The following is a 14,224-nucleotide window of genomic DNA, read 5'->3' as shown; positions in this document are numbered from 1 at the left end:
TCCCCCCTTTCTTAGAATGAATACCCATAAGACCAATAAACGCTATAAGGACGGAAATACTTCACGGTAGTCCCTGCGGATTTGTAATAAGTGTTATAAATCGTAGGCACCACTACGCCAAATTCCACCGTGTGCTGGTTGTGGCGGTTGGATTTCCCGTCCAACTTACCGAAGTTCATCCGCATACCGAAGTCAAAGAGGAACTGGAAGTGCGTGTTATTGACTTTCCCATGCAACTTCACATTGGGGTCATCTCTGAGCGTGGATTGGATGGTCTCACCGGCTAATTGGATACCGCTAAAAAAGCCCATATCCACAGAGCGGTTTTGATAGGAGCGGCTAAAGATGTTATACAACACATCAGTCCCCACCCCATAAGTGTATAACCCTACATTATTTTGAGTGGATCTAAAGCCCACGCTCGCTCCGTTATAAGAAAAGAAGCCATAATAGCGCAAACCGATATTCCTTTTCTTCCCGAAGAATTGCTTATAGCCCACTTTAGTGTAAAACCCGTTTAAAATATTCGTCGCACGGCTGTTCCCGGCCCTGAATTGGGGCAAGTAAGGCATGCTTCTAACCTGATTATTGAGCGCATTGATTTTATCCAAAGTTACTTGCGCGTTATAAAGAGCGTTAGAGAGCTGACTAGCGCGCCCTTGCACAGCGTTAGCTTGGTCGCTATTTATCCCAGCGCTATTAACCGCGCTCCCGCTAATAGGGTTTTTACTGAGTTCGTTATAAACCGATTGGGATTGATCAATAATGCCTTGCACCAAACCTGTAAAAACGGCTGAATTGAATTCCTTATTCCCAATGTTAGCAGCTACGGCAGAGTTGAAAGCTTCTAAAAGCAATTCATCTTGCTTGAGCAAGTTGGCTGCGTTATTGAGAATAGTTTGTTGGCCTTGAAGGTAAGCAATAGCATCTTTAGAGTAAGCTTGACCATTTTGACCAGTCGCATTACCAACTTCACTAGTTCTATTTTTCTCTAAAACTTTATTCATCGCATTAAAAAACACATTCGCCGCATTCAAGTAGGTGAGCTGTTGTTGCATGTTGGGGAAATTGGTGTTCGTGCCGTAGTTAGTCTGGCTGCCGATCGTGCTTAAAACCCTGTCAGAAAGGCTTGGGAGCCAGTAATAGCCCGCAGCGGTGCAAGCGCTTTGAGTGTTAAGAGAATTGCCACCAGCCGTCCCTGCAGCCGCGCAAGTCCCACTGCCTACCGCACCCCCTAAAAGAGCGTTCGCAGACACATCGTTACCATTGAGTTTCTCTGGATACGCCCCTAAAAGCGAATAAAGGTATTGGGAGAAAGCGTTACTCAACGCCCCTGCGACATTGCCTCCGGTGTTGTTGTTTAAAATGTTGTTCGTTACATCAGCGTTAAGCTCTCTAGCGAGTTCGTCTCTTTTAGTGCCGCCTGGGTTTTGGACATCTTGCATGACTTGCCCAAGCTGATAACCGACGGTGAAAAACCCTCCATCATCTTCGGCATAACTCATGCTAGCGCAAAGGGCTAGACTAAGAAACAGCGTTCTATTCTTCTTTATCATAATTTTCCTTATCAATGGGATGCTCCTTGATTGAGATTAAATTGGGATTTAGTTACATCAGAGCTTGTAAATAATGTTTAGTAATACAAATTGTCAAATGTAATTGTGATATTTTCACATAATGAAAATTAAACTAACCTTAAAAACCCCCTTAAAGACCCCTTATCAAGGAAATAAAGTTACAACAACCAGAGCGCTTTTTACAAAAAAAAAAAAAAACGGAATCTTAGGGGGATTAGCGTTAAATTTTGGGGGGTTTTTAAAAACGCTTTTTGGCATTTTCAGGTTTTTTAAACTATAATCACGCTAACGCAAATAGTAATTTCTAGGTTTCTCTTTTGTTGCGAAAATTTGGAGCATGTTAGGGTTTGGGGTAATAGTGGGTGGTTATCCCGGAAAGGAGATAACCAACTATGAAGTTACTATTAGTGATCATAGTTTTAATGGTCCTCACAACGCCATTATACTAAAATTTTGGCTCTAGCGCAAGCTAGAGTCTAAAATCTATGGTTGCTAGCGTTTTTTGTATTTTTCTTACATCTCATAAAAATCCCATTATAATACTCTAATGATATGACATGGTAGCGATTCTAGTGTTAAGCGAATTTGGAGCAATTAGTTGTTTCTGATCTAATGGGTTGGGAGATTGCAGTGGGTGGCACTCCGTTAGGAGACACTACCATAAAATTCATTTTTGGAAAATTATTTTTATAGCGATAGTTTTAGTGGTTATCTTGACACTGCCACTTTATTAAAAACAAGCTCTTAAGAGTTCCTAGCTCTTAGGGGCTTAACTATCGCTATAATCATATCATTTTCTGCTTAAACAAACAATACAAAAACCAATTTTATTTTGAATCAGGTTTCAAAAGCCCCGCTTCATACAAAAACACTGAAGGCTTATGCTCTTTCGGTTTGGCGTTTTCCCTCAATTCGTTTTTCGCATAAGAAAGCCATAAATTTTCCTTAGCCCTTGTGATAGCGACATAAAAAAGCCGCCGCTCTTCTTCAATGCCCCCACCGGTATTCATGAGCTTGTGGTTAGGGAAACGGCCCTCCATTAAATCTATAATATAAACATCTTTAAACTCTAAGCCTTTAGAAGCATGTACGCTCAATAAATTCACGCCCTCGCCTTGCGTGGCTTCACTAGAGCCTATTAAAGTGCCGTTTAAAAAACGCCCTAAATTTTGGTAATTTTTCGCTAAAGAACTCAGCAAGTCCATTTTTTCATTGAAGCGTTTTTGCGCTTGGAGTTTTTTAAATTCATTATAAGATCCATCTTTATTTTTGGATCGCTCTTTTAATAGGCGTGTTTTAAAGGTTTGAAAAAACGCGCTCTCTAGAATGTGTTTGATTAAAGCGCTAGGGGAATGGGTAGGGGCTTTGGTATAGAGAATGAAAAAATCGCTCAGCATTTTAGCCCCATTGAGCGAGATTTTAGGGTGCATCAACACCGGGTGCGAATGAAACGCCTTATCTATCACGCTGTTAAACCTTGAGCTGTTTTCTAGGGCAAAAATTTCTTCAAAAAGCCCCATGGAGGTGATTTCTTTTTTCTTGGTGTAAATTTTGGCTTCTTGATTGGGCTGAATTAAGGCCAATTTGAGATCGCCATTGCCTAAAAGCATTAAGGCTTCATGAATGTCTTTAGCGGTGTTAGAGCCAATATCGCTGATATAGCTTAAAATGTGAATCGCTGCCATAATGTCTTTAGGGTTAAATAATAGCGCGCAAATATCTAACGCTAACGCCACTTCTTTGGATTCAAAAAAACTCGCGCTCCCTTTTCTTTTGCTTGGCACGTTGTGGGATCTTAAAGCGGCTTCTAATTGATCCGCGCTGGCGTTATTCCTAAAAATCACCGCCACTTCTTTAAAATCCTTTCGCATGACAATGCGTTTGGCGATGTCTTGGCATTGCGCGATGTTGTCGTTGTAATTTAAAAGCGTGGGTTTATTGAATTTCCCTGATTTCACCACTTCTAAATTTTTAGGGTAAATGCGTTGGTTATGCTGTATCACTTGATTAGCGAGATCTAAAATTTCTTTAGAAGAGCGGTAGTTTTTGGTGAGCGTGAAAACTCGGGCATTTTTGTATTTTTGAGTGAAGTTAGAAATGATAGAAATATCCGCCCCATTAAAAGCGTAAATGCTCTGATCGTAATCGCCCACGCAAAACAAACTAGGGGGGTTGATAGCGTCTAAAATGGATTCTTGTAAGGGGTTAGTGTCTTGAAATTCATCGCAAAGCACTTCTTTATAAGGGCTGGGTCTTTCTAGCATCGCTTTTTTAAAGAGCAGCAGTAAGTCGTTATAGTCAATATAGTTATGCTTTTTTTTGGTGTTTTCAAATTCGTCTAAAATGTTTTCATAAAAGGCGGCGTATGGCGTGTGTTCAGGGTTTTTATTAGAAAGCCATGCGCTAAAATCTTCTTGTTTTAAAGCGTTAGTGTAAAGCGAATAGAGGGCGTAGAGATGCTGTGAAGTGTAGGGCTTTTTATCGTCATCTGTTAGCGCGTTTTTAGTGTCCACAATGCTTTCTAAAAGTTTTTTCAATTCTTTAGGTTGTTTCAGGCTTAAATTAGGGTAATGCTCTTTCAAATAGCGATACGCCACCGCATGGAAAGTGCCCGCTTCAATTTTGGAGCTTAATTTGGAGTATTTAGCCACCCTGGCGATCATTTCATTACTCGCTTTATTGGTGAAAGTCAAAAGCAAGATTTCTTCAGGCTTGATGCCGTTATCAAGCAGGTATAAAATGCGCCCCACAATCGTAGAAGTCTTTCCTGTGCCAGCGCTCGCAATGACTAAATTATGCCCTTGTAAAGCCGAAGCCGCTTTTCGTTGCTCGGGGTTTAATTGCAAAGTTTCTAACAAGTTTTATCCTCATTTAAAAAGTCTTTAGGCAAAAGCGCGTTTTCTAAAGAGCGCTGCGAAAACAAAAAACGCCCATCGCACACAAAGCCTAATTCTTGCCAGTTGATAGCGTTGAGTTTGTCGCAGAGGTTTTGTAAATCCAGGTTTTGGTTATAAGGGAATAGCGCTAAAATAGAGCCGTCATAATTCGGGCATTGGTGGATAAAAAAGGGGTTTTTTTGGTGCGTTTTAGTGTTGACATAAATGCGTTTTTTAGGGGATATGTGATGCATTCTACCCCATTCAAACCAGTTGGCTTCATTGAATTTTTTGATCTTTCTTTGCATCAAGCTATCTTTATGCTGGAGTAAATAATCATTAGGCTTATTGACAAAAACCATTTTTTCTAAAACATTGGTTCTTTTCGTGATTGAGGTGACAAATTCTAAATTCCCGTATTTTTCATTTTTAAAAATCTTATCGCACCCGCTCACTGCCCCCACTTTAACCTTAAAAACCTCGCTTAATTTTTGCGTGTAAGATTGGTTGAGGAAATATAAAATGCCTTTTTTGCACACGAATTGCAAACAATCGTTGGTGATTCTACTGAAATTGCCCTTACAAAAACGAAAAATCACGCAATTAGGCATGGCGTTTGGGAAAACCTTTTGATCGCCCAGTTCAAAAAAATGCGTTATCGTGCCTTCTTTGTAAATCCATTCGTTTAATTTCACGCTGGAAGTGGATTTTAAAAAATCCCTTGGGGTGATGAAAATCAATTCGCCTTTAGGTTTTAAATGCTTGATCGCTTTTTCTATGAAAAACAAGTATAGATTACTCCTTTCATCAAAAAGGCTGCAATTGAGTTTTTCTTTAGCGCTTGGCGCAATATCCTTGTGTTTGACATAGGGCGGGTTGCCAATAATGGTGTCAAATTGATTTTCTAAAGGATAGTCAAAAAAGTCCATGCAAAGGGCATTTTTAGGGCAGATTTTAGGATCGATTTCAATCCCTACAGCCTTTTTTAAGCGCTTTAAAAAACTCCCATCGCCCGCGCTTGGCTCTAAAACACTCCCATGATTGTGTTTGAGAGTGAGCATGAAATCCACTATATTTTTAGGGGTGAAAACCTGCCCTAAAGTTTTAATGTCTAATTGATACAAAAAACCCTCCAAAAAATTCTTTGAATGCTAAATAAATATTAGCTCGTAACTTAACACTTTTGGCTAAAGCGCTTAAGATGGAATTTTTACTCCCATCAAAGTCTCTTTGAATGATTTCTCTGTTGTTATCCCACTTGCATTGAAAGGGCAAGTTATTGCCATTAGGTTGGAGGGTTTGAATACCTTTTAAGGAATGGATAAAAATATCTTTAGGATCGTTTTTGTTAATAATTAAAAAATAATAGTCTCTATCGGTGTTTTTGCCTAAGTCTTTATGAAGTTTTTGAAAGTATTTTTCCCATGCAATTTCGTTATTGAAAGTCGGCAATAAGCCACACAACGCATAATAAATCCCTAATTTACAATTAAGATTGTCAGCGGTTTTTGTGGCGGTGATTTTAATATTAACAGGATAAAAAATATCGTTTTCTTCAAAACTAAAATCCCACCACTCTCTGGCTTTTGGTAGTTGGATAGGAAAAAAATGTTTGATGGTGTTTAAAATTTCTTCTTCATTGACAGATGAGTTTAAGCGTCCATCCTGTAAGGGTTGAGACAAATTATAAGGGTTTGTTTTTAAAAATTTTGCAATCTCATTAAGCTGTGTGGGTATCATTAAATCTCCTTATTAAAAAGGATATTTTACCATACTCCTTACTCCTTATTTTAGCCCCTTATTTTTTCAAACTAATAGCTTCTTTAATCATGTCATCGCCCGCGCCAAAGGCTCTAGCGTTCATAGAATAGCCTCTTTGCATTAAAATGAGATTGGTTAGAGCGTTCCCGGCATTCACATTGCTCGTTTCTAAATATTTATGCCTGATTTTCCCAAACTTGAGCTTGCCCTCTTCGTCCCACCCTAAAATGGGGTTACCGCTTAGGGGTCTGTTTTCGCCATTAATGGTGCCTTCTTGCATTTCATAGAGATTGCCGCCGATTTTCCTTAAGCCTTGATCGTTAGTGAAAGCCAAAATACCGATGCGAGCGACCGGCTCTACCACCCCGTTACTAAAGGCTAGAGAAATCACGCCATTTTCTTCAATGCGCATGTCTCTAAAAATGCCTCTAGGCTTGCCGTCTTGACTCGCTTCTAAGAGTTTAGAATCTTGGTAAGACAAATCGCTAGAATCATGGTTTTCGCTCTTGTCTAGTGAATAGGTGAGCTTATTGCCCTTAAAATCCAAAGTCATGGGGGCGGATTTCATTTTATGCGTGGCTGAATCAAAGCCGACAATTTCCCAAGTAGGATCATTGATAGGGGTTTTGTTTTTAGGATCCACGATATAGCTTTTCACTTCCCAAGTTTGGTTTTTCCTTTTGCTCGTGGGGCTTGATGTGGGATCGTTGGAATTGGTCATGTAATATTCGCTTTGGAGCAAGTATTTATCCCCAGCCTTGTCATAAATATCCACTTCTGTGCTGTAATAAGGGATTTTAATCGCCACTGAATCCCTGCTAATGCCCTTTTTCAATTCCATTTGATTCGCGTTCAAGCCCAATTTATCCGCAATGCCCCCACTCAAACTGAATGTGATAGGCGTTTCGCTAGGATTAGCGATCTCTAATAAGAGGGGGGGGCTTTTGGCGTCTTTTTCGCTTTTGATGAGGTTTAGGTCTAGCCCGGTTTTTTCTTTAAGGAGTTTTTGCAAATCGCCTAAGGTTTTGAATTGGTTTTCGCCTTTTTCAGCGTCCCCATAAGTGAAAACAAAATTCTCTTTTTTGCCATCTCCTTTTTGGATACTCACATTCAATTTACGATTAGTGATCGCGTCTATGGGCTCGTTATCGTCATTCGCTAAGGCGTTAATATCCTGGTTTAAAAAGCGTTCTTTAATGATCTCGCCCTTATCGTTTAAGAAAAAATCTTGCACGCCTTTTAAATGGTCTTTAGGGTTTAGATTCACGCTAATATTGACTTTCGTGCTAAGCACCGGCTGATAAGTCAAATCCTGGGGGATTTGTAAGGGCGAAAGGGTGTTGCCATGCAATTTTTCAATGTCTTCATCTCTAGCGGTGGAATTGAGCGTGCCGTCTTTGATTTTTTTCAAATCAATGCCATAAACATAATAGCCCTCAGGGGTTACTAAATAGCCATCAGCGTCCCTAGCGAAATTACCGGCGCGCGTGAGGAAATTATCCTGTTTCTTGCTAAAGCCGTCTTTATTGATGGTTATTTCCCCATTTTTATTGGGCCCTATCACAAACCAGCCCTTGCCTTGATACGCCATGTGGAATTCCCCCTCGCTTGGCATGTATTCCCCGTCTTTATTAGAAAGGACATTGCCTGAGCCTGTAACGCCGTAATTTCGGTCGTTAGCCACAACGGATTTGGCGTTCAAAGCGTCTAAATGCGAAGAAAACAAGGTCTTAAACTCCGGATCGTTGGAGCGATAGCCTAAAGTATTGACATTGGCGATATTGTTTGAAAGGCTGTCAATGCCAAACTGGTGGGTCTTAATCCCGCTGTAAGCGTTTAATAAGGTGTCGTTCATGCTGTTTCTTTAGGGGGGGTTTGGGGTTTCTGTGGTTTTTGATCCGAGAGTTTTTGATCAAGCGGTTTTTGATCCGGCTTATAAAACTCTATCGCACTGTCTATGGGTAAAATCATTTCGCCCATTCTTAGCATGGGCTTGCCTTTATCAAAAATCACGCTCTCCACTTCGCCCCTACCAATACGCGTTTGCAAATACTGCTTGCTTTGAGAGTTTAAATTGTATTCAGCCTTGATCTTGTAATTGCCTTTAGGGACTTTTTCGCCCTTTTCGTTTGTGCCGTCCCATTCAAAATTGATATACCCCTTTTGCCCATTATAATCTTTTAAAGGAATCGTTTTGACTAATTCATTGTTTTCGTTTAGGATTTGAATCGCTGGCACTCCTTTAGAAGCGTCAATTTTTTCATCAAAAAAGAGCGAAAAAGAAAGCTTGTTATTGCCGTCAAAATTCGCCCCGCTCACATCGGTTTCAGCGATCTTGCCTATCATGCTCACAGAATTAAGTGCGCTTACTTCCCTTAAAGCGTTATTAGCCTTTAGGCTATCATCCATGCCTTTATTCAGGTTTTCCATAGTGTCTTTTAAAGCGCCCTGAAAGTCTTTTAAAGATTCGTTAGTTTCTTTATTGGATTTCATGGCACTGGCGACTTCTTGCATGGTTTTTTTGTTTTCTTCTTGCATTTCCACTTGCGTGAGTTGCGCGGTTTGGGTGATGATTTTATCCGTTTCCATAGGAGCGGTGGGGTCTTGATTTTTCAATTGCTCTAAAAAGAGTTTCATGAAAGCGTTTTTATCCAACCCGTTAGCGATTGTGGGCTGCTCTTTTTTCCTTTCTTGCGCGGCTTTAGCTCCTGTAACCTCTGCTAAATCAATGGCCATGATCTCTTCCTTATTAAAGATGTCCTATTATAGAGCAAACTTGCTTAAAATCACGCATAAAGAGTGATTTGCATGCTCGTTCCTTGGTTTTCATTATCCGTATTCTCTTGGTAGCTTTTTAGGGCGTTTTCTTTTAAGGGGGTTAATTCCTGTTCTTTGAATGGCTCTTTGAATGACTCTTTGGGTTGCTCTTTAGAAGAATCTTGCGAAAAGCTCAAATCCACCCCTTCAAAGCCTAAAGCGTTCAGGCTGTTTTTGAGATCTTGTTGGTTGTCTAAAAAGGTTTGTAGGCTGTTGTTGTGAGAAATCACGCTCACTTTAAGGTTTTTGCCCACTTTTTGAATAACTACTTCAACCTTGCCCAATTCCTTAGGGAATAAATCCATAGAGATCCTGCTCATTGGGGGTTTGTATTCTTGGATTTCTTGCTTTAATTGTTGGGTGAAATGCTTGATCGTCTCTTTAGGGGCAGCGCTTTTATTCTCGCTTGCCTTATCGCTAGATTGGGTGTTTTGCGCGCTTTGAGCGCTGTTAGTGGATTCTTTAGTTTTTTCTTTATTTTCGCTTACTTCGTTAGTTTTTTCTTCTTTTTCTAGGGGCGTTGGAATATTATCGTTAGGGGGAGGGTTAGCTCCTATTAAAGGCATTAAAGGGGGCGTTTTAAGAGCGAGTTTAGGGGCATTTTCTGGCGCTATGCTTGGGGCTGTAGTTTGGGCTTTGGTAGGGGTTTTTTCTGACTTTTTTTTAGAAAGCGTTTTATCCCTTTTAATAGCGTTCATTTCTAAAGCTTCCTTTAAAGGGGGCGTTTTTTTTTCGTTATTAGGGGGGGTTGCGTGTTCTTTATTTGGCGATTCTTTTTTTTCTAAGGATTGCAAAACGCTAGAAAGGTTGGCGGTGTTTTTAGCGTCGTTCTTTGCAAGGGTATTATTAATGGGCGCTTGCGTTGTTTTCAAAGCAAGATGATCGCTCGCATTTAAGGGGGTTTTATTTTCTGGAGTTGTGGTTGCTTGAATGTTGCTAGCGTTTAAGTCATGTTTTTGGCTGAGTGCTTGGATGTCTTTAAGGGTTTTTGGCTCTTTAGCGTTATGGGTTGGGGCTGTGGGGTTTTTGATAGCGTTATTAGCGTGGTTGGTGGGGGTTATAGGGTTTTTACTAGCTAAGTTTGTTTGATGAGCGTTAGAAGTAACTCCATTAGGCTTTTTTTCAGTCTTGTTTAAAGTTTCGTTAGGGGTTTTGGGGTTAGTTTCATGGTTCTCATGTTGAGCTTCATGCGAAGCGGTGGTTTTTTGGTGGTTGAGCAAATCTTTTAGGGTAGGGGCTTGCTGGTCTTTAGCGGGATTTTGAGCGTGTTGGTGGTGTGGGGTAGGGGTTTTTTCAAGTGCTTTAGCGTCCTCTTTAGCGCCCTCTTTAGAGTTTTTGGGCGTGGCTTTTAAAGCGTTAGGATTTTCTTTAGGCGTGGTTTTGTCTTTAGAGATCTTTTGGTTTAAGATCTTGCTGAAATCCTTTGATGCGCTTTTAGGGGCGTTTTTGGTGTCTTTAACTTCGTTTTTCGCTCCGCTATTTAAAGCGTTTGCGTTGGCGCTTGCGTTGGTGTGAATGGGATTAATGGGAGATGGCATGGTTATCCTTTAAAACAACTCTGTTATTTTACATGATGGGAATTAAGCAAAAAGAGTTCCTTAAGACGCGTGATCAAATCTAAAAATGCTAAAGGTGTTTTTTAAAACGAAAAACCCCATTTTTTAAAAATAAAAGTTGTCGTTATTCGCGTTTAATGAGAACAGAGGTTTTTAAAACTATGGTTTCGTTTAGGTTTAATTAAATTTTGCTACAATTAAATAAAAACGATAATTTTAGGGAGATTGGTATGCAAGGTTTATGGATTTATCCAGAGGATACAGAAGTTTTAGGGGTTGCTTGTAAGAGCCTTTTAAAAGCGCTAAAGCCATGCTATCAAAAAATCGCCTTGTTTTCGCCCATTAGTGGGGGGCGTGAGGGCTTTGGGGAGTGTGAGGGCTTGGGGGGTGCGAGGGTCTAAGCTCTTTAGAGATCCATAGCGCCATAGACAAACAAAAGGCTTTAGAGCTTGTAAGCACCGCTCAAGAAGAGTTACTATTTGAAACGATTCTCAAACGCTATGATGAATTACAAACCACGCATGATTTTGTCATTAATTTAGGGTATGCGCCGAAGTTTTTCTTAAACGCTCTTTTAGATTTAAACACCATTTTAGCCAAGCATTTAAACGCTCCTATTGTGGCTGTCGTGCAAACGAGTTTGGAATATTTGAAAGCCATGCATTCTCATATTCTCAAAAAAGAAGCCCCTTTCGCTGTAGGGTTATTTGCGGGCGAAATGCTTGAAAAACCACATTTTTTGAGCGCGTTTCTTTGTAAGCAACAATGCGAATTAGAAGCGGGTGTAGTTGAAAATTTATTGCAAACAAAAAGCGAGATTATCACCCCTTTAGCCTTTCAAAGGAGCTTGGAAAAAAAGGCTAAAAAGCAGATTAAAAAAGTGGTTTTATCAGAGAGCGAAGATGAAAGGATTTTGAAAGCTGTGCATCGTTTGAACGCCATGGGCGCGGTAGGATTGATTTTATTAGGCGATAAAGAAGCCATTAATTCGAAAAATTTGAACTTGAATTTAGAAAATGCAGAAATCATTGATCCCAACACTTCTCATTATAGAGAAGAATTCGCTAATCATTTGTATGAATTACGAAAATCAAAGGGCTTGAATCAGCAAGAAGCTAAGCAATTAGCGCTGGATAAGACTTATTTTGCGACCATGCTTGTGCATTTAGGCTATGCGCATGCGATGGTTTCTGGGGTGAATCACAGCTGATACCATTAGACCCGCTTTACAAATCATCAAAACTAAGCCTGGCGTGAGCTTGGTTTCAAGCGTGTTTTTAATGTGTTTAGACACTCAAGTGCTAGTCTTTGGGGATTGCGCGATTATCCCTAACCCTAGCCCTAAAGAATTAGCCGAGATCGCTACCACTTCCGCGCAAACCGCAAAACAATTCAATATCGCGCCTAAAGTGGCCCTGCTTTCTTATGCGACAGGAAATTCCGCTCAAGGCGAAATGATAGACAAAATCAAAGAAGCCCTAACAATCGCGCAAAAATTAGATCCCCAATTAGAAATTGATGGCCCTTTACAATTTGACGCTTCCATAGATAAAGGCGTAGCGAAGAAAAAAATGCCTAACAGCCAAGTGGCCGGGCAAGTTAGCGTTTTTATTTTCCCGGATTTAAACGCCGGGAACATCGCTTATAAAGCGGTGCAACGGAGCGCTAAAGCCGTGGCGATAGGGCCTATCTTACAAGGTTTGAACAAGCCCATTAACGATTTGAGTAGGGGGCGCTTTAGTGGAAGATATTATCAACACCGTTTTGATTAGCGCCATTCAAGCGCAAGATTATTGATAGGAGAAATGATGGAAATTTTAGTGTTGAATCTGGGCAGTTCGTCTATCAAGTTTAAATTGTTTGACATGAAAGAAAACAAGCCTTTAGCGAGCGGTTTGGCCGAAAAAATCGGCGAAGAAATAGGGCAGTTGAAAATCAAATCGCATTTGCACCATAACGATCAAGAATTAAAAGAAAAGCTTGTGATTAAAGATCATGCGAGCGGGCTTTTAATGATTCGTGAGAATTTAACGAAAATGGGGATCATCAAAGATTTCAATCAAATTGACGCTATAGGGCATCGTGTGGTTCAAGGGGGGGATAAATTCCATGCCCCGGTTTTAGTCAATGAAAAAGTCATGCAAGAAATTGGCAATCTTTCTATTTTAGCCCCCTTACACAACCCGGCGAATTTGGCCGGTATTGAGTTTGTTCAAAAAGCGCACCCCCATATCCCTCAAATCGCTGTTTTTGACACCGCATTCCATGCCACTATGCCCAGTTACGCTTACATGTATGCTTTACCTTATGAATTGTATGAAAAGTATCAAATCCGCCGCTATGGTTTCCATGGGACTTCACACCATTATGTGGCTAAAGAAGCGGCGAAGTTTTTGAATATCGCTTATGAGGAATTTAACGCGATCACTTTGCATTTAGGGAACGGCTCAAGCGCAGCCGCCATTCAAAATGGTAAAAGCGTGGACACTTCTATGGGGCTAACCCCTTTAGAGGGCTTGATTATGGGCACAAGGTGTGGGGATATTGACCCCACTGTGGTGGAATACATCGCACAATGCGCGAACAAGAGCTTAGAAGAAGTGATGAAAATGTTAAATCATGAAAGCGGTTTGAAAGGCATTTGTGGGGATAATGAGAAACATAGAAGCCAGAAAAGAAAAAGGCGATAAACAAGCCAAACTCGCTTTTGAAATGTGCGCTTATCGCATTAAAAAGTATCTTGGGGCTTACATGGTAGTCTTAAAAAAAGTAGATGCGATCATCTTTACCGGAGGGATGGGGGAAAACTACTCGGCTTTAAGAGAGAGCGTGTGCGAAGGCTTAGAAAATTTAGGGATCGCTTTATGTAAGCCCACTAATGATAATCCGGGCAATGGGCTGGTGAATTTAAGCCAGTCTAACACCAAAATCCAGGTTTTACGAATCCCTACTGATGAAGAATTAGAAATCGCTTTGCAAACCAAAAAGGTTTTGGAAAAAACAGAATAAAGAATTGTTTAAGAAATCTATAAGAAATTTTTGGGTAAAAAATTAGCTTTCTTAAATTAAGTTCTAAATTAAGAAAATATCACACTAGGAGTTTTTAATGAAAGTGGTTCATTTTTTAGAGGGCGTTTGTTTTGAAAAGCTTCACATTGAAGCGTTGAGTGAAAATTCTTCCAATAAGGAAATGCGCATTTGCATGCCTAAAGGAGCGATCATGGACAAACACAAGGCCCCGGGAGCTATCAGCGTGCAGGTTTTAGAGGGTAAAATCGTTTTTGAAGTGGGAGATGAAAAAAAAGAAATGCCAAAGGGAGCGTTAATCAGCCTAGAAGCCCAAGTTTTGCATCGTTTGGACGCTTTAGAAAATAGCGTTATAAGGCTATCTTTAAGTAAAAAATAAGGAAAATCAAATGATGAAAGTTGTTTTTATGAATACTTGGTATTTGCTTTTAACCATCATTTTATTAATCATCATATGGAGGATTATTAAATTAGTGTTAAAAGGTGAAACCACCCCTTGCTAAAGCAAGGAGCTTCCTAACTAAAGCGCCCTAATGGACACTAACACGAAAGGCTTTGTTCTTTAAAGTCTGCATGGATATTTCCTACCCCAAAAAGACTTAACCCTTTG

At 40.2% G+C, this 14,224-nt stretch carries 9 protein-coding genes and 3 pseudogenes; 4 read left to right on the top strand and 8 right to left on the bottom strand.

The features are described from left to right. Window positions 1-11 precede the first annotated feature (11 nt). Window positions 12-1,556 (bottom strand): Hop family adhesin AlpA, encoded by a 1,545-nt coding sequence (gene alpA, locus H7N67_RS06760; RefSeq protein WP_187939469.1) that lies wholly within the window; start codon window positions 1,554-1,556, stop codon window positions 12-14. A 121-nt stretch (window positions 1,557-1,677) separates the two neighbouring features. Between alpA and H7N67_RS08015 the strand changes: the two genes are divergently transcribed. Then, the gene (locus H7N67_RS08015; RefSeq protein WP_232263034.1) at window positions 1,678-1,857 is read left to right on the top strand and encodes a hypothetical protein; all 180 of its coding nucleotides are present in this window, start codon (window positions 1,678-1,680) and stop codon (window positions 1,855-1,857) included. A gap of 547 nt (window positions 1,858-2,404) precedes the next feature. On the opposite strand, the gene H7N67_RS06755 is transcribed toward H7N67_RS08015, so the two are convergent. The 6 genes from H7N67_RS06755 to fliK are packed head-to-tail and all read right to left on the bottom strand — an operon-like array spanning window position 2,405 to window position 10,569. Continuing rightward, window positions 2,405-4,435, bottom strand: coding sequence for an ATP-dependent helicase (locus tag H7N67_RS06755; protein WP_187939468.1), 2,031 nt, complete (start codon window positions 4,433-4,435; stop codon window positions 2,405-2,407). Then, entirely contained in the window at window positions 4,429-5,589 is a 1,161-nt protein-coding gene (locus tag H7N67_RS06750) for an Eco57I restriction-modification methylase domain-containing protein (protein ID WP_187939467.1), read from the bottom strand. Before H7N67_RS06750 ends, H7N67_RS06755 begins: the two co-directional genes overlap by 7 nt. Next, window positions 5,558-6,193, bottom strand: a complete 636-nt coding sequence (locus H7N67_RS06745) for a restriction endonuclease (protein ID WP_187939466.1) — start codon at window positions 6,191-6,193, stop codon at window positions 5,558-5,560. The genes H7N67_RS06750 and H7N67_RS06745 overlap by 32 nt, the downstream gene beginning before the upstream one ends. A gap of 58 nt (window positions 6,194-6,251) precedes the next feature. Then, window positions 6,252-8,069: a flagellar hook protein FlgE gene (locus H7N67_RS06740; protein ID WP_187939465.1), complete on the bottom strand. Its 1,818-nt coding sequence runs from the start codon at window positions 8,067-8,069 to the stop codon at window positions 6,252-6,254. Beyond that, window positions 8,066-8,950: a flagellar hook assembly protein FlgD gene (gene flgD, locus H7N67_RS06735; RefSeq protein WP_187939464.1), complete on the bottom strand. Its 885-nt coding sequence runs from the start codon at window positions 8,948-8,950 to the stop codon at window positions 8,066-8,068. The genes H7N67_RS06740 and flgD overlap by 4 nt, the downstream gene beginning before the upstream one ends. Window positions 8,951-9,000: 50 nt before the next feature. After that, window positions 9,001-10,569, bottom strand: a complete 1,569-nt coding sequence (fliK, locus tag H7N67_RS06730) for a flagellar hook-length control protein FliK (protein ID WP_187939463.1) — start codon at window positions 10,567-10,569, stop codon at window positions 9,001-9,003. Window positions 10,570-10,817: 248 nt separating this feature from the next. Between fliK and pta the strand changes: the two are divergent. From pta to H7N67_RS06710, 3 genes and pseudogenes are all read left to right on the top strand, one after another. Further along, a pseudogene (pta, locus tag H7N67_RS08010) lies at window positions 10,818-12,384 on the top strand (phosphate acetyltransferase). Beyond that, window positions 12,381-13,596, top strand: a pseudogene (locus H7N67_RS06715) (acetate kinase). Before pta ends, H7N67_RS06715 begins: the two co-directional pseudogenes overlap by 4 nt. A gap of 97 nt (window positions 13,597-13,693) precedes the next feature. Next, window positions 13,694-13,993 (top strand): cupin domain-containing protein, encoded by a 300-nt coding sequence (locus H7N67_RS06710; protein WP_187939462.1) that lies wholly within the window; start codon window positions 13,694-13,696, stop codon window positions 13,991-13,993. A gap of 161 nt (window positions 13,994-14,154) precedes the next feature. Here H7N67_RS06710 and H7N67_RS08205 read toward each other — a convergent pair. Continuing rightward, a pseudogene (locus H7N67_RS08205) lies at window positions 14,155-14,224 on the bottom strand (RNA-guided endonuclease InsQ/TnpB family protein); the annotation flags it as partial.

The organism is Helicobacter pylori (assembly GCF_014498195.1).
In the GTDB taxonomy this organism is placed as follows: Bacteria; Campylobacterota; Campylobacteria; order Campylobacterales; family Helicobacteraceae; genus Helicobacter; species Helicobacter pylori_DO.
The sequence above is the reverse complement of the archived record's forward strand: the minus strand, read 5'-3'. Positions and strand labels throughout refer to the sequence as shown.

Excerpts from the sequence above, each read along its gene's own strand:
- flgD (WP_187939464.1), bottom strand. The coding sequence starts at position 8,950 with ATGGCCATTGATTTAGCAGAGGTTACAGGAGCTAAAGCCGCGCAAGAA.
- H7N67_RS08015 (WP_232263034.1), top strand. The coding sequence starts at position 1,678 with ATGAAAATTAAACTAACCTTAAAAACCCCCTTAAAGACCCCTTATCAA.
- H7N67_RS06710 (WP_187939462.1), top strand. The coding sequence starts at position 13,694 with ATGAAAGTGGTTCATTTTTTAGAGGGCGTTTGTTTTGAAAAGCTTCAC.
- H7N67_RS06740 (WP_187939465.1), bottom strand. The coding sequence starts at position 8,069 with ATGAACGACACCTTATTAAACGCTTACAGCGGGATTAAGACCCACCAG.
- fliK (WP_187939463.1), bottom strand. The coding sequence starts at position 10,569 with ATGCCATCTCCCATTAATCCCATTCACACCAACGCAAGCGCCAACGCA.
- H7N67_RS06745 (WP_187939466.1), bottom strand. The coding sequence starts at position 6,193 with ATGATACCCACACAGCTTAATGAGATTGCAAAATTTTTAAAAACAAAC.
- alpA (WP_187939469.1), bottom strand. The coding sequence starts at position 1,556 with ATGATAAAGAAGAATAGAACGCTGTTTCTTAGTCTAGCCCTTTGCGCT.